Origin of the sequence: Streptosporangium sp. NPDC000396, from assembly GCF_042898655.1 — a bacterium.
In the GTDB taxonomy this organism is placed as follows: Bacteria; Actinomycetota; Actinomycetes; order Streptosporangiales; family Streptosporangiaceae; genus Streptosporangium.
On sequence record NZ_JBIAZA010000037.1, the window covers coordinates 1 to 19,075 of the forward strand.

Below are 19,075 nucleotides of genomic sequence, written 5' to 3' on the forward strand. Positions count from 1 at the left end.
GGCCTGCCCCGACGGCACGCACGGCGCACCAACAAGATCATAAGAACCCGAAGATCACCACATCGAAAATCTCTACGGTTCGAGGGTATTGCCAGCTGTCCTCCTCCTGAGCGGGTTCCCCGCCCACCGCGATCATCCGATCGTCTCCAGGCAGGCGGGCGAAGTCGGACACAACGTGACCCCAAGTCCCGGTCCGCTCGGGGGTTGGCTCCTGGGTCCAGTGCCGGCCATCGTTGTGAAGAATTTGTAGGCGCGTGTCCCATCTGTCGCGGCCTACGCCGCCGGCGGTCCAGAATCCGCCATGCCCATCGCCTTCGACCGCAGTGAGTTCGGCCGTTCCTTCCGGAAGCGCGAGCGAGGTGAATCGATGACCGTCCCACCGGAATGCCACTCCCGCCGAGGAATCTTTCCCCATCGTTCCCACCACCCAGACTTCCCCAGGTGACACCGCCGCCACGTCCAACAGGCGGAGGTATGTGCCGTCGGCCTCCGACGACCGGATCGCGTAGGGCGGGGGCAGCGGGATGGCCCGAAAGTTGGTGCCGTCCCAGTGCAGGACCGCGGAGTCACCCATGGCCCACACATCGTTCGGTGACACCGCGCTGAGCGCCTGGATGTCCACTTTGAACGGTAAAGCCGCCCTGGTCCACCTTTCCCGAGACCACCGGTTGATATATGCAACGTCCTCGACTCCCGCCAGCCACGCCTCTCCGGCGCCCGCCACCACGGCCGCCGCCGACTCGTCGCTCCCTGTCGGCCCGCCTTGCCTGGACCAGGTACGACCGTTCCATCGCCAGACTCTCCCGTCGGTGCCGAATACCCAGACGTCACGGCTCGATGAGGCGGACACGGCCATGGGGAACTCCGGCCCGGCGGGTATGGTGACGTCGCGCCAGCCGATGCCATTCCACCGCTTGACGGTGGGGCCGCTTTCGCCGTTACCGACCGCCCACGCGTCCCGCCTGCTGGTTACCACCACTTCATCCAGCGAAGTCCCGTGCCCGGCCTCGACAACTTCTATCCAGGTTCCCGAGCCTGTCCGCACCGGAGGGCCTTGAGCGGACGCCGAGGGGGCAGGGGTGCTCGCGCCCCCAGAGCTACAAGCCCCCAGCGTCACCACCAACGCCGCAGCCGCAAGTCGACCGCGCATGCCCTAGACCTCTCTCCCTGGACAGCCCATGGCGTCTTCACCCAGTTCACGTGCTGATCGCTGCGCTTGATCACGAATTGCCGGCGCAGTTCCTCTCACGCCAACGATCACATCATGATCCAGTATCGCGTCGTTACCGCACATGCGACTTCAACACCTCGGCCACCGCCCGACGCGGGTAATCACGCGCTTTGCGCGCCAAGGCCGGCCACACCAGCGATCTCGATCGGCTCTGGTGGCCGTCCGGCCGGGGTGGACCTCTCGAGCCGATGATCATCCACGTGGCGCCCATCAGAGCGACTGCCGACCAGCCCGTCCAGGGGCATTGGTAATACCCGTGGCACTGGCTCGCAAGTAGCTGATCTTGAATGGTAGTCAGGCGTGGGCGGCTGGGGGTTTGTGCGGGTGTTCCGTTAGGGGATCCTCCACCGGAACACCCGCCGGCCGAGACAGCGCCCCAGGTCGGGGTGTTCCGCACAGGTGTTCCGCGAGCTGTTCCGGTGAAGGGCCTATACGGAACACTTGAGGGTGAACGGAACCCGCGTCGGCTACGCCCGCTGCTCGACCGACGAGCAAGACGTCATCATCCAGGCCGGGCAGCTCCTGGTCCTCGGCGTGCCGGACGACCGGATCTACATCGACCGCGGTTTCTCCGGCACCACCCGCCGTAACCGCGCCGGCCTCGACCAGGCCCTCGCCGCCGTGTAGGACGGGACGGTGTTCACCGTGATCACGTTCGACCGGTTCGCCCGCAACATGGCCGAGGCCAACGAGACCCTGACCGGCCTGTCCGGGCGTGGCGTCCTGTTCGGACTCGGCGGCTCTGTCTACGACTGGACCGACCCGTTCGGCCGGCTGTTCCTGCAGACCCTCGCCATGGTCGCCGAGTTCGAGGTCGACCTCGGGCGCCTGCGCACCCGTGAGGGCATGGCGCCGGCGAAGAAGAACGGCAAGCTCAAGGGCAAGCAGCCCAAGCTGCCCGAACCCGCCCGGCGCTCCATTCGCCGCCGCTACGCCGAGGGCGAGGTGTCCCTGGCCGATCTGGCCACCGAGTACAGCGTCGGACGCTCCATCATCCACCGCATCATCCACGGGCCGGAAACCTCCAGGTAGGGCGATCACACACCGAAGTCCGACGTCATACTTCGCTCAGGATCATTCTCAGCGCCAACGGCTGTTCCTGGGCTCCTCAACCCCGTGGTAGGCGGTGCTCCACGAACACGGGATCACCGCCGGGGCGCTGCTACGGCCCATCGACCGGTTCGGCCGGATCGGCGGCACCCCCGGCTGGGCCGGCCGCGGCGGCGCCCGGCTGTCCGGGGTCACGCTCAACCAGATCGTCAAGGACGCCGCGCTACGGGCCGGGCTGGCCGACGCCGAGCACTACAGCGCGCACGGGCTGCGCGCCGGCGGCGCCACCACGCTGGCCGACGCCGGCGTGCCCACCGGGAAGATCGCCGAACAGGGCCGGTGGAAGCCCACCTCCCCCACCGTGCACGGCTACGTCCGCGCCGCCGACCGCTGGCGCGACAACCCCATGGCCCAGGGCGGGCTATAGCTCGTGTGCAGGGCCTCAACTTTCGCGGCACTTTCTCATCTGCGCTGTCCTCGAAGTGCTCGTCGGGGTCGGCCAGCAGATGCCAGATCACCGCCAGGATCGAGTTTTCGCCGACGACGATCGCTTTCTGCTCGGCGATCCGACGGGCATGTTTCCGATACCGGGCGCCCAGGAAGGTCTCGGTCCGGGAGAAACCGAAGACGATCCGGCCCAGCGTGCCAGCACCGTACGCATCGCGGCCACGCACTCCGGCACCGTCAGCACCCGCCGCACGTCCTCGCCGGACAGCACCACCGTCATGCCGATCTCCGTTCCTGACCGCGAAGCGCCTGCGCGGGGGCGTGCGGCGTCGGGAACTGTACGGCCTCCGCCATGGTCGACAGGCCGCGCCGATCCTATCGCCCGGCGGCGAACTGGATCAGTTCGACCACGTGGCGGTCGGGGTCGAGCACGTACACGAGCCGCGCGCCGTCCCAGTGCCCGTGCCCTGACACCGTGACCGGCTCCCTGGTGAGCGGGTGGACCCCGGCCTCGGCCAGGCGCGCGAGCAGCCCGTCGAGGTCCTGGACGCCCATGGCGACGTGCCCGCCTCCCACGCTGCTGACCGGCGGCGCGACCGACGGCGCGCTCCTGGGCCTGCGGTACTCCAGCAGCTCGATCATCTGCCCCCGGCCCGCGTCGAGCATGGCGAAGGCGAGCCAGGCGTCCTCGATGCCCGCGGCGCGGGCCTGCGCCTCGCCTTGGTCGAGCAGCGGCATGCCGAGCAGGTCGTGGTAGAAGGCGAGCGAGGCCGCCAGGTCGGCGCAGGTGAGCCCCGCGTGGTCGAGTACGGGCGTGGTGATGGTCATCGGGCGGCTCCAGTGAAGGTGTGGTGGAGGTAGTCGGGGAGGGTGTCGCGCGCGAGCAGGTCCTCGATGCTCTCGGCCCGCCGTACCAGGTGGGCCTGCGTGCCGTTCACCAGCACGGTCGCGGGGCGGGGCAGCAGGTTGAGGTTGCTCGCGTTCGCGTCGTTGTAGGCGCCGGTGAAGCAGAAGGCCAGCAGGTCACCCGCGCTCATGGCGGGCAGCATGGCGGTGCGCGCGAGCACGTCGGACATGCAGGAGCGGCCGACGACCCGGACTTCGACCGCGGTCTCGGTCTCCGGTAGCCGTACGGGGATCACCGGCGGGCGGCCGGCCTGGTCGGGGATCTCGGAGAGGAACAGCTGCGTGGTGTCCGTCTCGTACCAGGTGAAGGGGAAGGGTTGGGTCTGGCGCTTCACGTTGAGCAGGGTCGCCACGTGGATGCCGCACGGCCCGAACAACGCGCGGCCCGGCTCGACCTCCAAGGTACGGCCCTCGACGCCGATGCCGCCCGACGCCAGGCCCTTGGCCAGGTTCTCGCAGACGACCTCGGCGTAGTGCTCGATCGACGGCGGGACAGGGGGGACGAAGCTCGGGTTCGCCCGGCCGAACCCGTCGACCTGCGGCGCGAATCCGCCGCCGACGTCGATGGTGTCCGGAGTCCAGCCGCCCCACAGGTCCGACACCTCGGCGGTCAGCTCGCCGAACCGCCTACTGAACCCGCCGATGACCGACAGGTCGGTGGTGTAGCGGCCCATGTGCATCATCACGCCGGTGACCCGCAGTTCCGGCGCGGACAGCGCGCGACCGGCCTCAGCCAGGTCGTCGTAGGGGACGCCCGACTTGTAGGTGCCGTAGATGTCGGCGATCGGCATGCCGAAGGCCTCCATGCGGGCGTCGGTCTCGTAGTAGGGCCGCAGCCGTATCCGCAGGTTGGCCTGCTTGCCGACGGTGCGGGCCGCCGCCACCGAGAGTTCGATCTCCCGCACGTCGTCGATGGTGACGCGGGCGCCGAGTGCCACGGCGCGCTCGATCGTGGCCCGGTCCTTGCCGGTGCCGTTGAGCGAGATCAGGGCGGGGTCGATCCCGGCTCGGACCGCGACCTCCAGTTCGCCCGCGCCGACCAGGTCGGCGCCCATGCCCTCCTGCGCGAGCACCCGCTGGAGCGCGAGGACGGGGTTGGCCTTGACCGCGGGCAGCACCAGGACCTCGCCCTGGGGCCAGGCCCGCTCGAACGCGGCGCGGATGCGGCGCGCCTGCCGTCGCAGGGTGGACTCGGACAGCACGAACAGCGGTGCGGAAAACCGCTCGACCAGGGCGTCGACTGGCACGTCCTCGATCAGCAGGCGGCCGGACTCGCGGCGGAGCATGCCGTCCGACAGCGCTACCGCATCGGCGTCATAGGATTCGCTCATGCATGGCAAAATAGTTGATGGAACCCTTATAAACAACTGTTTCTTATAGATTAGATAGCCAAGTGATAATATTTTCGCTGTTCCGGTCGGGGCGGGGGGTCGCGTGGCAGACGGGCGACGGTCATGCTTCGATTGCGGGGTGACCGATGCCCTCCATGACAGCCGCGAACCGCAGGATTCGCCCGCGCTGGACGAGATCGACCGGCGGATCATCGCCGAGCTGCAGGACGACGGCAGGCGGACCTACGGGCGGATCGCCGAGGCGGTCGGGCTCACCGAGGCGCCGACCCGGCAGCGGGTGGCCCGCCTGACCAGGTCCCGGCTGATCGAGATCGTGGCCATCACCAACCCCGGTGCTTTCGGCTTCCGGCTGCGGGTCGCGGTCGGGTTGCGCTGCGAGGGCGACCTCGACGCCATCGCGGCCACGATCAGCGAGGTGGACGAGGTCGACTGGCTGGTCGCCACCGCGGGCCGCTACGACCTGATCGCCGAGCTCCGCTGCGTGGACGAGCAGCACCTGTACGGCCTGCTCGCCGAGCGCATCCGCGCGGTCCCCGGTGTGCGCGACATCGAGACCCTCCTGTATCTCAACCTGTTCAAGGCCTCCTACTCCTGGCCTCCCGGCTCGGGCAGACGGGTGCCGGACGAGCCCGTCGGCGCCCGGCGATGCCCCCCGGTCCTGCCCGCGCTGACCGACAGCGGCGAGGAGGTGACGCTGGACGAGATCGACCGGCGGATCGTCGCCGAATTGCAGGAGGACGGGCGGCGGACCTACGGGCGGATCGCCGAGGCGGTCGGGCTCAGCCTCGCGCCGACCAGGCAGCGGGTGGCGCGCCTGATCGACACGGGCGTCATCAAGATCGCGGCCATTATCAACCCGAGGAAGGTGGGCTTCCTGCACCGCGCCGCCATCGGCCTGCGCTGCCAGGGCGACCTGGACGTGATCGCCGCGGCGATCACGCAGATCGACGAGGTCGAGTGGCTGATGGCCACCGCGGGGGGCTTCGACCTGATGGCGGAGGTCAGCAACCTGGACGCGGAGCACCTGCATCGGCTGGTGTCCGACCGCATTCGTACGGTGCCCGGCGTGCGCGGGGTCGAGATCCTGGTCTTCCTGTCCATCTTCAAGGTCAGGTATCCGTGGCCGCCGGGGATGCCACGGGTCTACCCGTAGCCGGCGGGGCCGTAGGGGCTGTCAGCGCCCCTACGGTGCACCAGCAGGGAGCGCCGAAACGACAGCACCGGTTCGCCGCGCTGGTTCACCGCCCGCGTGGCGACCGACAGGACCCCCTCGGCGGGACGCGACCTCGACGGGCGGGCGTCGAGGATCTCCGAGTCGGCCCGTACGGTGTCACCCGCGCGCACCGGGGTCGGCAGCTCGATGTCGTACCAGCCGAGGTTCGCCACCACCCGCCCGAAGGTGCGCGTCGATGCGGTCGTGGCGGCGGCGAGCACGAACATCTCGGTGACCAGGGGCGGCCCTTCGTGGTAGCCGGGTGCGAACTCCATCGACCTGCGGGCCTGCCCGATCGCCTCCTCGCGGAGAAAGGTGTATCCGGGGTGGTGCGCGAACCGCTCGCCCGGCCGGCAGTCCTCGAAGAACAGGCCGTACCGTTCCCGCAGGTCGCCGTCAACCAGGTCGTAGGCCGCGAACCTCGGCTCGTCCACCGGCGGTCCGCCGGGATCGGCGTCCGGGCCACGCCCCCGACGGTAGATCTCCGCGCGGTAGCTCAGGTCGATCACCTCGGCGCCGGACGCGTTCAGCCCACGGGTGCGCACCCGCACGACGCCGACATCCGGATCGCCACCGGGGTCCACCGCGAGGATCTCCGACTCGGCGTACAGCGTGTCGCCGCCGAACACCGGTGCCCGCAGGCCGATCTCGTCGAACCCCGGCAGCCTGCGCCGCCGGGCGAACGTCTTGGCGCACAGGCCGATCACCCGCTGCGCGGTGAGCGTGCTGACCATCAGCGGCCTGCCCCACGCGGTGTGCCCGGCGTAGGCGGCGTCGAAGTGCAGCATCGCGGAGTTCATCGTGTCCAGCGCGTGCTCGGTGTTGTCCTGCTGGGACAAGGTGACTCCCGGCCGGTGCCGGAACCGCTGTCCCACGGCGAAGTCCTCGAAGTCGAGCCCGAACCGCTCGGCGTACCTACCGGGACCGAGCAGGTAGTACGCGGAGAACGTCATGCGCCGCCCCCCGCGCGTTCGATGACGAGCCGGGCGCGGCGCACCACGGCGGCGTCGATCATCGATCCGCGGAAGCGGACCGCCCCGCCGTCCTCGGCCGCCCCCAGCACCGCGTGCGCGTCCGCAACCTGCAGCGCCGTCGGCGTGAACGCTTGCCTGACGCCGTCCACCTGCTTGGGGTGGATCACGAACTTTCCGGTGAAGCCCATCGTGCGGGCGCGGCGGCACTCCTTGGCGAGCACGGCGGCGGAGTCGAGGTCGAGGCAGGGCATGTCGAGTGCGCGGATTCCGGCCGCCGCCGCGGCCCACACCAGGCGAGCCCGCGCGGGCAGCATCGGCTCCCAATCCAGCTCGGCGCCCAGCGCCGCGGCCAGGTCAGCGCCACCGAAACCGAGGGCGACCACGTGCGGGTCGGCGGCGGCGATCTCCGCAGCATGCTCAAGCCCCGCGCCGGACTCGATGCTACACACCAGCTCACCACGCCAGTCCCGGCCGCCGAGCACCTGAGCGCACAGCCGCGCTTCAGCCGCCGACTCGACCTTCGGCAGGACGACGAAGTCCGGCAACACGGCCGAACTGTCGAACAGGGCCGCGAGATCACGGATTCCGTCGGGTGTGGTCAGAGCATTAACTCGCACCCCAACCGGCAGAACCCGGGCGGCTTCAACCGCACGGATGGCAGCTTCGCGGGCGGCTGGCTTGTTCGCGGGGGCGACCGAATCCTCCAGGTCGATCACCACCGCGTCCGCCCCCGCAGCCAGCGCGCGCCCGATCCGGTCGGGCCGGTCGCCGGGCACGAACAGGATCACCTGGGCCGTGTCGATGCTCCTGTCACCGCTCGTATCACGGTTCCTTTCGCCGCTCATATCACGCCCAGCGCGCGCAGTTCGCTCAGTTCAGCGGCCGTTCTGCCCAGTGCGGTGAGCACCTCGTCGGTCTGCTCGCCGAGGGTGGGCGCGGAGGTGGGCGGTCGTGCCGGGCCGTCCGCCCTGATCGGGCTGGCGAGCATCCGCAGCACGGTTCCCGTACCCACGTCGATCCGCTCGACCCGGTCGCCGTCCAGGACCATGGGGCTGTCCATGGCCTCGGGCAGCGTCAGGATGGGCGCGGCGGGCACCGCGTCGCCGAACACCGCCAGCCACTCGGCGGTGGTCCGCCTGGACAGCTCCCCGTCGAGCAGGCCGGTCAGCTCGTCCCTGGCCGCCAGCCGGTTGGCGAACGTACGGAACCTCGGCTCGTCGCCCCACTCGGGACGCCCGATCCGCTCGCACAGCAGCGGCCAGAACTTCTCCTTGTTGCACATCAGGTAGATCCAGCCATCCGCGGTGCGATAACTCTGGCACGGGGTGAGGGACGGATGCGCCGAGCGGGGCAGCCGGGAGGTGCGCAACCCGCCGTTCAGGTACCAGTGCGCCGGGTAGTTGAGGCTGAACAGCGCCACGTCGAACAGGCTGACGTCCACGTCGCCCCCCTGGCCCGTGGCCCGCGCCCGCAGGATGCCGCTGACCGTGGCGAGGGCGAGCACCACCCCGCCGGTCAGGTCGATCATGGAGATGCCCATCCGGGACGGCGGGCCTTCGGGCTCACCGGTCAGGTCGAAGTATCCCAGCTCCGCCTGCATCAGGTAGTCGTAACCCGGCCGCGCCGCCCGCTCCCCCGCGCGGCCGTAGCCGGTGAGGTGCCCGCACACGATCCGGGGGTTGGCCGCGCGCAGCCGGTCGAAGGTGAGGCCCAGCCGTTCGGGGACGTCGCCCCGGAGGTTGCTGACCACCGCGTCGGCGCTCGCGGCCAACTCGAACAGGATCTGCCTGCCCCTGTCGTGCGCCAGGTTCAGCGTGAGGCTCTTCTTGCCGCCGTTGAGTCCCTGGAAGAACACGCTCCGCGCGGTTTCCGGCAGGTCGTCGAGGAACAGCGGCCCGACCGACCGGGACACGTCGCCGTCGCCCGGCTGCTCGATCTTGACGACCTCGGCGCCGAGATGCCCGAGGAGCTGCGTGCCGAACGGCGCCGCGCCGTACTGCTCGACCGCGAGCACCCGCACCCCGCTGAGCAAGTTGGTGCGCATCATCCCTCCAATCAGTTGAGTGATGGTCTTGGTACGACTGTTTCAAGCATGATTTGGCAGGAATGCTACACATAATCGTCGCAAAGCCGTACAGTCTCCAGCTATGGACTTTCAGCCCACCGATGACCACCAAGCCATCCGGCTCGCCGTCCGCGACGTCTGCGCCCGCTTCCCCGGCCAGTACTGGCGCGATCTGGAGGCGAACGGCGAGTACCCGGCGGAGTTCGTCCGCGTCATGACCGAGCTCGGCTGGCTGGCCACGCTCATCCCCGAGGAGTACGGCGGCGGCGGGCGCGGCATCACCGAGGCCGGGATCATCCTTGAGGAGATCCACCAGTCGGGCGGGCACGCGGGCGCCTGCCACGCCCAGATGTACACGATGGGCACCGTGCTGCGGCACGGCACCGAGGAGCAGAAGAAGCGCTACCTGCCGGAGATCGCCGCAGGTCGGCTGCGCCTGCAGGCGTTCGGGGTGACCGAGCCCGACGCGGGCTCCGACACCACCAAGATCACGACCAGAGCGGTGCGCGACGGCGACCACTACGTCATCAACGGGCAGAAGATCTTCACGTCCAGGATCGCCTACTCGGACCTGATGCTGCTGCTGGCCCGCACGACCCCCGCGACCGAGGTGACGCGGAAGACCGATGGTCTGTCGGTCTTCCTGGTGGACCTGCGGGAGGCCGGGTCGAGCGTGACGTGGCAGCGGATTCCAGTGATGTCCGCCCACCACACCTACCAGGTGTTCATCGACGACCTGCGGGTGCCCGCAGAGAACCTGATCGGCGGGGAGGGACGCGGCTTCCACTGCATCCTCGACGGGATGAACGCCGAACGTGTCCTGGTAGCGTCAGAGGCCCTCGGCGACGGCCGCTTCCTGGTCGAACGGGCCGTGGCCTACGCCTCGAAGCGGGAGGTCTTCGACCGCCCGATCGGCGCCAACCAGGGCGTCCAGTTCCCCCTCGCCCAGGCCCACGCCCAGTTGGCGGCCGCCTCGCTGATGCGGTTCCACGCGGCCGACCTGTTCGACCGAGGCCAGCCGTGCGGGGCCGAGGCCAACACCGCGAAGCTCCTCGCCTCCCAAGCGTCCTGGTCCGCGGCCAACGCGGCCATGACCGCCTTCGGCGGCAACGGCTTCGCCGTCGAGTTCGACGTGGAACGCAAGTTCCGCGAGGCCAAGCTGCTGGAGATCGCATCGGTCAGCAACAACCTCGTCCTGTCCTACCTCGGCCACCGCGTACTCGGCCTGCCACGCTCGTACTGAGAGCCCCACCGTCCACGACTCAGGCGAACCCGAGCACGGGGTCTCGGTAGTAATCGCCGCAGAAGCAACGGAAATGCTGGTCAGAGCTTCGGCAAGGGGTCTTCCAGGACGAACTTCAGAAGGGCCCCTGACCTGCATACCCGTTGGAAATTCGGCGGACACTACTGGGACCCCAGATACGCACGGCGCCACGCTCATCAACTTCTTCGGCGTCATCAACGTGGACGTGGAGGCGGAGCTGGCCAAGCTCGACACCAGCGGCTGGCGGCCGTTGCGCCCCGCGCAGTTGCGCGAGCTGGGAATGACGCCCTGAGCCGCCCCCGGCGCGAGCTTCGGTCTGCGGTGATGGCCGACGCGGCGCGTCCCGGTGCATGAGCCGGCCGCGCCCGCTTCGAAGGCCGCTGACCCCCAGCCACCTCGATAGAACAAATTTAAAATGACTTACCCCGTTTACTGGACAATCCCCGCGCACTATGGCCAGCAGTCGAGCGAATAGTCAGTGACCGGAGAGAAACAGGATGAGCATTGAGATGTCCATCTCATTGCGCGAAGCGGAATTTCATGCCCTTGCCAGTGGAGTCGACCTGCTGCTGACCCTGCTGACCTGGGGTGGACCATCTTTGACGGCAGAACGAGTGCGCGACTTCGGCCCAGTGAAGGTGGCCGTTTCGATTTTTCCGGTGGATGCGGGCGACTTGTGTGGGACGAGCCTCTGCAGCAGGCCGTTAGAGTCAAATTCATGGAATGGAATTTTCAGTCGGCCGAAGAACTCGCGGCTGCCTTGCGTGCCGGTGAAGTGAGCTCGGTGGAACTGACCGACGCGGCGATCGCCCGTATCGAGCGGGACGACAAGGTGATCAACGCGATTTGCGTGCCGGACTTCGACCGTGCGCGGGCCGCCGCGCGCGGTGCCGACCAGGCGCGCGCCCGCGGCGAGGACCGGCCGCTGCTGGGTATTCCGGTGACGGTCAAGGAGTCCTACAACATCGCCGGGCTGCCCACGACCTGGGGCATGCTGCCGCAGGCGAACTTTATGCCGGCCGAGGACGCGGTACAGGTGTCGCGGCTGAAGGCCGCGGGCGCGGTGGTGCTCGGTAAGACCAATGTGCCGGTGGGGCTGCAAGATATCCAGAGCTTCAACGAGATCTACGGCACCACCAACAACCCGTGGGATCACGGTCGCACGTCGGGTGGGTCCTCCGGCGGATCAGCGGCGGCTCTGGCGTCCGGGTTCGGCGCGCTGTCCATCGGCTCCGACATCGCCGGTTCGTTGCGCACCCCCGCGCATTTCTGCGGTGTCTACGCGCACAAGCCGACGCTCGGGCTGGCGGCGACCCGCGGCATGGTCGCGCCGCCGGCGCCGCCGTTGCCGGTCGACCTCGATCTGGCCGTCGTCGGTCCGATGGCGCGCACCGCCCGCGACCTCACGCTCCTGCTCGACGTCATGGCCGGACCGGACCCGCTGACGCACGGTGTGGCGTACGACGTGACGCTGCCGCCCGCGCGCCACGAGCGGCTCTGCGACTTCCGAGTCTTGGTGCTCGAGGAGCATCCGCTCATTCCGACCGGGTCCGCCGTGCGGGCGGGCGTGAACCGGGTGGCCGCCGCGCTCGTCGACGGCGGCGCCCGCGTCGAACGGCACAGTCCGCTGCTGCCCGATCTGACCGAAGCCGCGACGCTCTACATGCGGTTGCTGATTTCGGGCTCCGTCGCGCGTTTTCCCATCGAATCGTACGAGCAGCTGCGGACCCGCGTCGCCGGACTGAGCGCGGACGACCAGAGTCTTGACGCCGTGCGGCTGCGCGCCATGGTGTTCAGCCACCACGACTGGATGGAGGCGAACAACCGCCGCGAGGTCCACCGCCACGGCTGGCGGCAACTGTTCGCCGAGTTCGACGCCGTGGTGTGCCCGATCACGCCGACGCCCGCGTTCCCGCACGACCACGACCCCAATCCGTTGGAACGGCGCATCGACATCGACGGCGTCGAGTACCCGTACTTCGACCAGCTCGTCTGGGCCGGCCTGGCCACCATGCCCGGCCTGCCCGCCACCGCCATACCAGCGGGTCGGTCCCCTGAGGGCCTGCCGGTGGGAGTGCAGCTCATCGGTCCGATGTTCGAGGACCGCGCCCCGCTGCGGCTGGCCGAACTGCTCGAGCAGAAGATCGGCGGCTTCCACGCACCGAAATAGAGCATATTGCCGGGTATCCGTCGAGGACGAGGTACGGACCAGTCTCCTCCCGGCACAGGAAATCCACGATGCCGGCCATCCGGCGCCGGCACCCCCCTCGATGATGCCGCCATCGCGCCCCGCGCCGGCCATCGGCAGCGGACGGGCTAGGTGAGGGGTGAGATCGCGTCGGCGCGCTGGCGGACCCAGGCCATCATTGCGGCCGCCCGTCTGCTGAACGACGCTCGCGGGCGGCCAAGCTTGCGCGAGGCCGCCCGGGAGATCAACATTCGTCCCGTGAACCGGCAGAGCTGTTTCATAAGCCCTCGCCTATGAAACAGCCGCCCCGGCCGGAAGCATGCTGGACTTCCGCTGTTTCATAGGCCGGTGCAAAATCTTGGACGGGTGAAACGCACCCATGAAACGACCTCGGAGTGCACGACGACGACTTCCTCCACGTGGAGGCCCACGACTGCCCGATGTCCTCCTGCGCCGCCCCGGCTGGCTCCCCCTGCCGCACCGGCAAGGGCAAGGTCGCCACGCAGTACCACACCGCCCGCTTTCAGCTCGTGCCCGCCCCATCTTGCTCCAGGAGGTCGTCCTGGCGCAGGAGGCCGACCAGTACACCGAGAGCCTCAACCAGCTGGTCCTGGCCGACCTGATCGACACCTACGCCTACGACCGCCACATCCACGCCACCCGGCTGCGCTACGGGCGGCGTCGCACGCTCCTGCTGGAGCGCCTCGCCCACGATCCCGGGTCTCACCGCGCCCGGCGTCCTCGCGGGGCTGCACACTCTCGTCACCATCTCGGACACCGGCCCGTCTGAGCCGGAGCTCCTGGACCACTGCGCCGGGTGGCGTCGGCCACCTCGAGGGCCGTCTTGACGAAGGCGCGGACGCGGAGGGTTTCCCCGCGCGCGGCCAGAGCAGGCCGTACTCGATGGGCGTGGTGCGGCTGCTTCGTATAACGGTGGAGCAGTCGGACCTCCGGCACGGCGACGTTCCGTGGGCGGCGCAGCCGCTGAGGCACGTCAGCGCAGGTTGGGACTTCGGCTGAGCCCGAGCAGGCCGAGAAGCTGGTCCATCATGTGCTCAAACAGCGGCAGGGGGTCCTCGAAGGAGAACGAGAGGTGACCGTAGACGGCCAGACAGATCAGTCCGTAGATCTGCCGCCAGCAGGTCATCATCAGCAGGGCCACTCCGATGGGGAGCTCGAGTCCGATGGTCTCGCGGTAGATCCGCAACTGCCGTGCCAGGGCGGGGTCGATCTGCTCGTCCGCGAGGTAGTCCAGCCGCCCTTCGCGCCACAGCCGTACAAAGAGCAATCCGAACAGACCGCCGAGCTCACGCAAGATGACCTTTGGGATGCCCTCTTCCGACGCGGCGACCTTGGGATAACCGGCGCCCATGAGAAGGTCGAACTCGGCCTTGTTGGCCAGCGACCAGTCCAGCACGGCGCGGGTGGCCGCGTGCAGCCGGGCGCTGACGTCGTCGGGGTCCTGGCGCTCCACGGCCTGGGACACGGTGGTCATGAACTCGGCGGTGACGTCGTCGTAGAGGGCACGGACGAGACCCGCCCTGCCGTTGAAGTAGCGATAGAGGGCCGGTGGCGTTATCCCCACGCTGCGGGCCACGGCAGCGACGGTGAGGCCCTCGACGCCCTCTTCGGCGGCGATCCTTCGAGCGGCGATCTTGGCATCTTGCTCGAGCTCCGCCCGCAGTCGTTCCCGTCGCGTCAATGCTGTCACCCGCCCATTTTCGCCGGTCTCAGCCGTGACCGCCTCCCCGGTACTCAGCGCGACTTGCAGTGAAGGAGCAATACATAGTTAATGGTATTCACTTTTTGATAGGTCATCACTGCTACGTTGAGGAGAAGACTTGATGGGCACGGCGGACCAGCCGAGAAAGACGTCGCGCACCCGCAGAGGCGGCTGGCTCGCGGCGGCAGTCGCGATCCTCCTGGCCGTCACCGCCTGCGGGAAGGACACCCAAGACCCCGGCACCTCACAGAAAAGGCAGAGCAGTGCCAATAAGGCGGATGCCACGAAGACCGCGCTCGCCGAGGCGGCGAGGAACCTTTCCGGCCTGATCTCGTCCCCCGGGCCGATCATCTGCTCGTCGAGCGACGGCGGCTGGCAGGCCACGGCCTATGACGACACCTTCCGCACCCGCATCGCAACCTTCTCCGTCAGCACACTCGCCGCCCAGCTGACCGAGATCGCACAGAAGGCGGGAGGGGAGAAGGCGTTCATGCGCAACCTGTGCGGCGGCAAGGGAGATGCCGGCATCAGCCCAGTCTCGCCGGACGGGCGGCGCGTCGCCATCCAGGTGGACTTCCCGGACAGCGGCACCCCGACGCATGTGGGGTGGCTCGACCTCGGCACGGGGGCCTTCGCGGACATCACGGAGAGGTCGACGAAGAAGGGCTACGTCAAGGAGACGTTCTCCGACAAGTACCCCGGATTCGCCCCGGACGGGTCGTTCTGGTTCCTGCGCGACTCCCAGCAGTTCCTCTCAGCGGACGCGAACGGCCGCCTCTCCCCTCGCCCGATCAGCCTGGCTTGTTTCAGCAACGGGAACGAGGAGACCTTCTACCGCCCCGTGAGGCTGGCCGCCGTCATGTGCCCGGGGACCGTCCACCCGTCCGGGACGTTCGCGGCCGACCCCAGCAAGGTCGCGGTGAAACTCTCCTTGGTCGCCGGGTTCGAACTGGATGTCCTGGCACGCAAGGTCGACCGGTTCGCCGATGCCCCCATCCACAACCCGCTCAGTGTCAAGGTCGCCGTGCGTGACGACGGCGGGCTGCGTGACTGCACCCCCGTGGCCTGGATCAACTCCACGGACCTGCTCTGCGCGGGTTCGAGCAACGACTTCTACACCGTGCGGATCGACCCCGCCGCCGCGCGGGCCGACCTCGAATACGTGGAGACGATCGAGGTGGGAGTCAAGGCCGAGATCGCCCCTGCGACTGAGGCCACGATCATGTCGATCGCCATTTCCCGGGACCGCCAGTCCTTGATCATCGCAGCAAGCGAGGACGCCACGGCCAGCACGGCGAAGCTTTACCGCGCCAGCCTGACTTCCCCCTCCGGCCCGGTGGAACTCGGCCCGATACCGGCGGGAGTGGGCAGCGACCTCGCCTTCCTTGGCAACTTCCAGAAGACCGGCTGGGAGTAACACTGCGGCCCGGCCCTGTTCGGCCTGGAGCACGGTGCCGAGGCGAGACGGACGATGGCCTCGCTGCGGGGACGCTTCAGAACGTTCAGGCCGCCCGGGTAGGCGCCGTCGAGCGCCATGGTCACGGTGTGCAAGGCGCGCGGCAGCTTGGCGTGATGCCAGTGCTGGCCGCCAGCTCCCCGACCGTGAGCTGGCGGACCAGCTCCTCCAGGTGCGCGATCCACCCGGGAGCCGTCGACGGCGGCGCAGCGGCGATCAGCCGGGTGCGCCGTTCGGTGACGGTCTCACGGATCACCTCGCGGACCGGCTCGGTGCTCGCGGTGCCGGCGGCGATGTCGCGCCGCAGCCGGGCCTCGGCGGAGCGCACCTCCCATGACCTGTCGTGGCAGGACTTGCCGCAGTATCGCCGCGGGCGTCCGCGTCCGGAGTAGGGCACCTCCGTCCCGCACCAGGCACAGGTACGGCGGAGCAGCCGTTGCGTGATCCGGCTGGCGTCGAGTAGATCGATCTCCGGTTCGGGTGGCATCGCGGCCCTTCCTTTTCATCCCGTCACCGGGCTTGTACGGGCTTGTACGGAGTTCGCCGGGACGCCTTCCGGGACCGGTGGCCCTCCTCGATAGTCGGGAGCCCGGCATCCCATCGAAATGGAGGACGCTCATGACGAGCCAGATCGAACAGCTGCACCGCAGGGCGGTGCTGCGCATGATGGCCGGTGCGTCGCTGCTCCTGGGCGCGAGCGCCGCGCTCGCCGTCGCGGCTCCGGCGCCGGCGAGCGCCGCCCAGGCGGGGTGGCGCTGGTGTGAACGCTGCAGCGGCCTGTGGTTCTCCCTGAACGGGACGCGGGGAGGGTGCCCCGCCGGGAACATCTTCGACGGCGGTCATCACAGCACCGGCAGCGGGAACTACGTCCTCAAGACCATCGAGGACGGAGGCCAGGGACAGAGCAACTGGCGCTGGTGCGGCGCCTGCCAGGGGCTGTGGTACTGGGGCAACCCCACGTTCGGTCACTGCCCCAGCCGGGGCTCCTCGGGCCACACGCCTTTCGGTCCTTACCCGACCATCTCGGCCTACTACCTGATCGAGGACGTCGGCAACCGCGACTCCTCGGGCGGCCAGGAGCAGTGGCGCTGGTGCTTCAAGTGCGCCGGCATGTTCTTCGACGGCAACTCCCCTGGCGCCTCCGGCCGCTGTCCCAAGGACGGCGCCCACCATGCCGTCACCGGCGGCAGCTACGTCCTGCGGCAGACCCCATGAAGGCACCACGGCACGCCGGCTTCTAAGAGATAAGTTCTGGGTTCCCGGGCGCCTCTCCAGGTCATTCAGCCCCAGAACCAGGGCGTTTTCCGTGCAGAACATGTCGCTGTGGCGGTTGAGGGAATCTCGGGATCGGTGAAGCTTCTCCCTCCTCGTTTCGCTGAGGCGGGCCAGCCTCCGCCGGGGCCGCGAGGGCCTTGCGCCAGTTGGCGGTCTCGTCCTCGTCCATGTCGACCCAGTTCTGGGCGGCGAACTCGCCGACGTGCTCGGCGGTCTCGGCCAGCTTGCCCAGGACCGTCCCGGCGCTCATCCCGCCGGTGGGGATGGTGCGGAACCGATAGAGCAGCAGTGGGAGGTCGGCGGCCGCGGTGACCATGATGGTGGCCTGCCGCTCGATCTCGCGGTTGATGTTGCCCAGACCGGCGAGCGGTCCGTTGTGGATCAGTTCTACGGCCGGGACGAGTCCGGCGTTGATCGCCGATTCCAGGTAGTTGCGGGCATCAGGCAGTGAGTCCTCCCGTTTCTTGTCGGTCAGCTCCTCCCAGGTCGGGCACAAGGCGCCCTCGTGGGCGAGCTGCTGGCGGGTCTTGGCCAGGGCCAGGACCCGCGGGTCGTCGAGCGGGATCTGCGGCAGCGGCACGGCGCTCTCCTTCCCGACAGGGAAGGCGGGAACGTTCACCAGATCCCGGCACTGCCTGTGAGAACGGGGTCGGCACCGGCCGCGCGACCACGCTCGCGGGACGGACGAAGCCACCGACGACGCAGACGCCTCAAGCGGGCCAATCGATTCCTGCCTCCTGCAGACTCGTCCGCACCGGCGGATGAACCAGTGTGCTCGTCTGCTGCCGCGCTCAGCTGTCGTCGGTCTTCGGAATTGGCAGGCTGGACAACGTCGGCAGGTGAGCGCTCCAGGACATGGTCGACGGACGGTTGTGACCCACGCCGCCGCCCCTCCCGTTCCCCAGAAGAGTCCAAACTCCACCTGACCGACCTGGCCCGCATCGGCCATGGGACGACGCATTCCGAAACACGTTTGTGATCATGGCCCGGCAGGATTTCCCTTCCCGTATCAGGCCGAGAGGAAATCACTGTGAAGCAAATGATCGCGGGCATCGCCGCAGCCACGATCATTACGTCCGTGGTCGCGACACCTGTCCAAGCAGCCGCCTCCGCGGATCCGGTCAAAGTGTTGAAGAGCCAGTTCGCCGCGGGCAAGGGGGTGAAGTTCACCGACGTCGCCACTCTGGTCGAGTTCGCCGGGAACAGGTCCTTCCTCAAGCGCACCGGCTCCTTCCAGTTCGGCAGGGCCGGAATCGTCGCCTCCGACGTCAGCGCGAAGCTCACCACTGACGAGACCTCTGAGATACCCGCCACCCTCCCGTGGATTCTGAACAGGCCAGAGCGGACGATCAGGATCGGCACCACCAGCTACTACACCGGCGGTCCCTGGGCGCCGCCGAAGGGCAAGAGCTGGATCAAGCACCCGCACGGCATGAACGCCGGCTTTAGCGGCTGGTACGGCCAACTGGTGAACGTGGCCGAGCCGGCGACCCTGAAGGCCCTGATCACGAAGGGGAAGCGAACCGGGCGCACTTACACGGGCACGATCAGCTTCGGCGCGCTGGAGAAGATCTCCCCCTGGCTGCGGAACACCAGCCTGACCGGGCTGTCCACGGACGACAAGGCCGCGGTGCTGCGCTTCAGGCTCACCCTGGGCTCCGACCAGCTCCCCCAACGGTTGGTCACTGTTTATCCGGGGAGGACCCACGTCAGCGCGGCAGTGGGAGAGGACAGGCAGCTCAGCGTCGAGACCCGCTACACCGGATGGGGCGGCCGGGTGACCATCAAGACGCCTCCGGCGAGCGAGGTGGAGAAGATGGGAACGCGCGAGCCGACCATCCGGGGCGGCGGCCGGGGTTAGGTCCACGAACCCGCCGCCAGGCCAGGGTCATCGGTGAACCAGGCGTGGCCGCTCCCCGCCGGGCCCGCCG

General features: G+C 68.8%; 17 protein-coding genes and 1 pseudogene. 9 read left to right on the top strand and 9 right to left on the bottom strand.

Translation table 11 applies throughout. The features are described 5' to 3' along the window. Nucleotides 1–37: 37 nt before the first annotated feature. On the bottom strand, nucleotides 38–979 hold the full coding sequence (locus tag ACFY2X_RS40140; RefSeq protein WP_389948468.1) for a hypothetical protein: 942 nt from the start codon (nucleotides 977–979) through the stop codon (nucleotides 38–40). A 699-nt stretch (nucleotides 980–1,678) separates the two neighbouring features. Here ACFY2X_RS40140 and ACFY2X_RS40145 point away from each other — a divergent pair. Further along, nucleotides 1,679–2,263, top strand: a pseudogene (locus ACFY2X_RS40145) (recombinase family protein). A gap of 94 nt (nucleotides 2,264–2,357) precedes the next feature. Beyond that, nucleotides 2,358–2,708 (top strand): tyrosine-type recombinase/integrase, encoded by a 351-nt coding sequence (locus ACFY2X_RS40150; RefSeq protein WP_389948470.1) that lies wholly within the window; start codon nucleotides 2,358–2,360, stop codon nucleotides 2,706–2,708. Between the two features lie 395 nt (nucleotides 2,709–3,103). Here ACFY2X_RS40150 and ACFY2X_RS40155 read toward each other — a convergent pair whose 3' ends face one another. Next, nucleotides 3,104–3,556: a VOC family protein gene (locus ACFY2X_RS40155; RefSeq protein ID WP_389948472.1), complete on the bottom strand. Its 453-nt coding sequence runs from the start codon at nucleotides 3,554–3,556 to the stop codon at nucleotides 3,104–3,106. After that, nucleotides 3,553–4,965 carry a diaminopimelate decarboxylase family protein gene (locus tag ACFY2X_RS40160; protein ID WP_389948474.1) on the bottom strand — a complete coding sequence of 471 codons (1,413 nt, stop codon included), beginning with the start codon at nucleotides 4,963–4,965 and terminating at the stop codon, nucleotides 3,553–3,555. Before ACFY2X_RS40160 ends, ACFY2X_RS40155 begins: the two co-directional genes overlap by 4 nt. A gap of 139 nt (nucleotides 4,966–5,104) precedes the next feature. On the opposite strand from ACFY2X_RS40160, the gene ACFY2X_RS40165 reads away from it, so the two are divergent. Then, nucleotides 5,105–6,139, top strand: coding sequence for an Lrp/AsnC family transcriptional regulator (locus ACFY2X_RS40165; protein ID WP_389948476.1), 1,035 nt, complete (start codon nucleotides 5,105–5,107; stop codon nucleotides 6,137–6,139). Here the strand turns inward: ACFY2X_RS40165 and ACFY2X_RS40170 are convergent. Genes ACFY2X_RS40170 through ACFY2X_RS40180 form a run of 3 tightly spaced genes read right to left on the bottom strand, consistent with a single transcriptional unit; the run spans nucleotide 6,130 to nucleotide 9,217 of the window. Continuing rightward, nucleotides 6,130–7,152: a MaoC family dehydratase gene (locus tag ACFY2X_RS40170; protein ID WP_389948478.1), complete on the bottom strand. Its 1,023-nt coding sequence runs from the start codon at nucleotides 7,150–7,152 to the stop codon at nucleotides 6,130–6,132. The genes ACFY2X_RS40165 and ACFY2X_RS40170 overlap by 10 nt on opposite strands. Beyond that, complete coding sequence (locus tag ACFY2X_RS40175) at nucleotides 7,149–7,961, bottom strand: HpcH/HpaI aldolase/citrate lyase family protein (RefSeq protein ID WP_389948480.1); 813 nt, start codon at nucleotides 7,959–7,961, stop codon at nucleotides 7,149–7,151. The genes ACFY2X_RS40170 and ACFY2X_RS40175 overlap by 4 nt, the downstream gene beginning before the upstream one ends. A gap of 53 nt (nucleotides 7,962–8,014) precedes the next feature. After that, the gene (locus tag ACFY2X_RS40180) at nucleotides 8,015–9,217 is read right to left on the bottom strand and encodes a CaiB/BaiF CoA transferase family protein (protein WP_389948482.1); all 1,203 of its coding nucleotides are present in this window, start codon (nucleotides 9,215–9,217) and stop codon (nucleotides 8,015–8,017) included. Nucleotides 9,218–9,320: 103 nt separating this feature from the next. Here ACFY2X_RS40180 and ACFY2X_RS40185 point away from each other — a divergent pair, with 103 nt between their 5' ends. From ACFY2X_RS40185 to ACFY2X_RS40195, 3 genes are all read left to right on the top strand, one after another. After that, a complete protein-coding gene (locus ACFY2X_RS40185) occupies nucleotides 9,321–10,481 on the top strand; it encodes an acyl-CoA dehydrogenase family protein (RefSeq protein ID WP_389948484.1) in 1,161 nt (386 codons plus the stop codon). A gap of 739 nt (nucleotides 10,482–11,220) precedes the next feature. Beyond that, nucleotides 11,221–12,672, top strand: a complete 1,452-nt coding sequence (locus ACFY2X_RS40190) for an amidase (protein WP_389948486.1) — start codon at nucleotides 11,221–11,223, stop codon at nucleotides 12,670–12,672. Between the two features lie 562 nt (nucleotides 12,673–13,234). Further along, nucleotides 13,235–13,480 (top strand): hypothetical protein, encoded by a 246-nt coding sequence (locus ACFY2X_RS40195; RefSeq protein ID WP_389948488.1) that lies wholly within the window; start codon nucleotides 13,235–13,237, stop codon nucleotides 13,478–13,480. Between the two features lie 204 nt (nucleotides 13,481–13,684). Here ACFY2X_RS40195 and ACFY2X_RS40200 read toward each other — a convergent pair whose 3' ends face one another. Beyond that, nucleotides 13,685–14,401, bottom strand: coding sequence for a TetR/AcrR family transcriptional regulator (locus ACFY2X_RS40200; RefSeq protein ID WP_389948490.1), 717 nt, complete (start codon nucleotides 14,399–14,401; stop codon nucleotides 13,685–13,687). 133 nt (nucleotides 14,402–14,534) lie between these two features. On the opposite strand from ACFY2X_RS40200, the gene ACFY2X_RS40205 reads away from it, so the two are divergent. Further along, on the top strand, nucleotides 14,535–15,830 hold the full coding sequence (locus tag ACFY2X_RS40205) for a hypothetical protein (protein WP_389948492.1): 1,296 nt from the start codon (nucleotides 14,535–14,537) through the stop codon (nucleotides 15,828–15,830). Nucleotides 15,831–15,951: 121 nt separating this feature from the next. Here ACFY2X_RS40205 and ACFY2X_RS40210 read toward each other — a convergent pair whose 3' ends face one another. Next, nucleotides 15,952–16,356, bottom strand: a complete 405-nt coding sequence (locus ACFY2X_RS40210) for a hypothetical protein (RefSeq protein WP_389948494.1) — start codon at nucleotides 16,354–16,356, stop codon at nucleotides 15,952–15,954. A gap of 131 nt (nucleotides 16,357–16,487) precedes the next feature. Between ACFY2X_RS40210 and ACFY2X_RS40215 the strand changes: the two genes are divergently transcribed. Next, complete coding sequence (locus tag ACFY2X_RS40215; RefSeq protein ID WP_389948495.1) at nucleotides 16,488–17,084, top strand: hypothetical protein; 597 nt, start codon at nucleotides 16,488–16,490, stop codon at nucleotides 17,082–17,084. A 61-nt stretch (nucleotides 17,085–17,145) separates the two neighbouring features. Here ACFY2X_RS40215 and ACFY2X_RS40220 read toward each other — a convergent pair whose 3' ends face one another. Beyond that, nucleotides 17,146–17,724: a hypothetical protein gene (locus ACFY2X_RS40220; RefSeq protein WP_389948497.1), complete on the bottom strand. Its 579-nt coding sequence runs from the start codon at nucleotides 17,722–17,724 to the stop codon at nucleotides 17,146–17,148. A gap of 450 nt (nucleotides 17,725–18,174) precedes the next feature. On the opposite strand from ACFY2X_RS40220, the gene ACFY2X_RS40225 reads away from it, so the two are divergent. After that, a complete protein-coding gene (locus ACFY2X_RS40225; protein ID WP_389948499.1) occupies nucleotides 18,175–19,005 on the top strand; it encodes a hypothetical protein in 831 nt (276 codons plus the stop codon). Nucleotides 19,006–19,075 lie beyond the last annotated feature (70 nt).

Excerpts from the sequence above, each read along its gene's own strand:
- ACFY2X_RS40190 (WP_389948486.1), top strand. The coding sequence starts at position 11,221 with ATGGAATGGAATTTTCAGTCGGCCGAAGAACTCGCGGCTGCCTTGCGT.
- ACFY2X_RS40155 (WP_389948472.1), bottom strand. The coding sequence starts at position 3,556 with ATGACCATCACCACGCCCGTACTCGACCACGCGGGGCTCACCTGCGCC.
- ACFY2X_RS40205 (WP_389948492.1), top strand. The coding sequence starts at position 14,535 with ATGGGCACGGCGGACCAGCCGAGAAAGACGTCGCGCACCCGCAGAGGC.
- ACFY2X_RS40170 (WP_389948478.1), bottom strand. The coding sequence starts at position 7,152 with ATGACGTTCTCCGCGTACTACCTGCTCGGTCCCGGTAGGTACGCCGAG.
- ACFY2X_RS40215 (WP_389948495.1), top strand. The coding sequence starts at position 16,488 with ATGACGAGCCAGATCGAACAGCTGCACCGCAGGGCGGTGCTGCGCATG.
- ACFY2X_RS40160 (WP_389948474.1), bottom strand. The coding sequence starts at position 4,965 with ATGAGCGAATCCTATGACGCCGATGCGGTAGCGCTGTCGGACGGCATG.
- ACFY2X_RS40185 (WP_389948484.1), top strand. The coding sequence starts at position 9,321 with ATGGACTTTCAGCCCACCGATGACCACCAAGCCATCCGGCTCGCCGTC.
- ACFY2X_RS40210 (WP_389948494.1), bottom strand. The coding sequence starts at position 16,356 with ATGCCACCCGAACCGGAGATCGATCTACTCGACGCCAGCCGGATCACG.
- ACFY2X_RS40180 (WP_389948482.1), bottom strand. The coding sequence starts at position 9,217 with ATGCGCACCAACTTGCTCAGCGGGGTGCGGGTGCTCGCGGTCGAGCAG.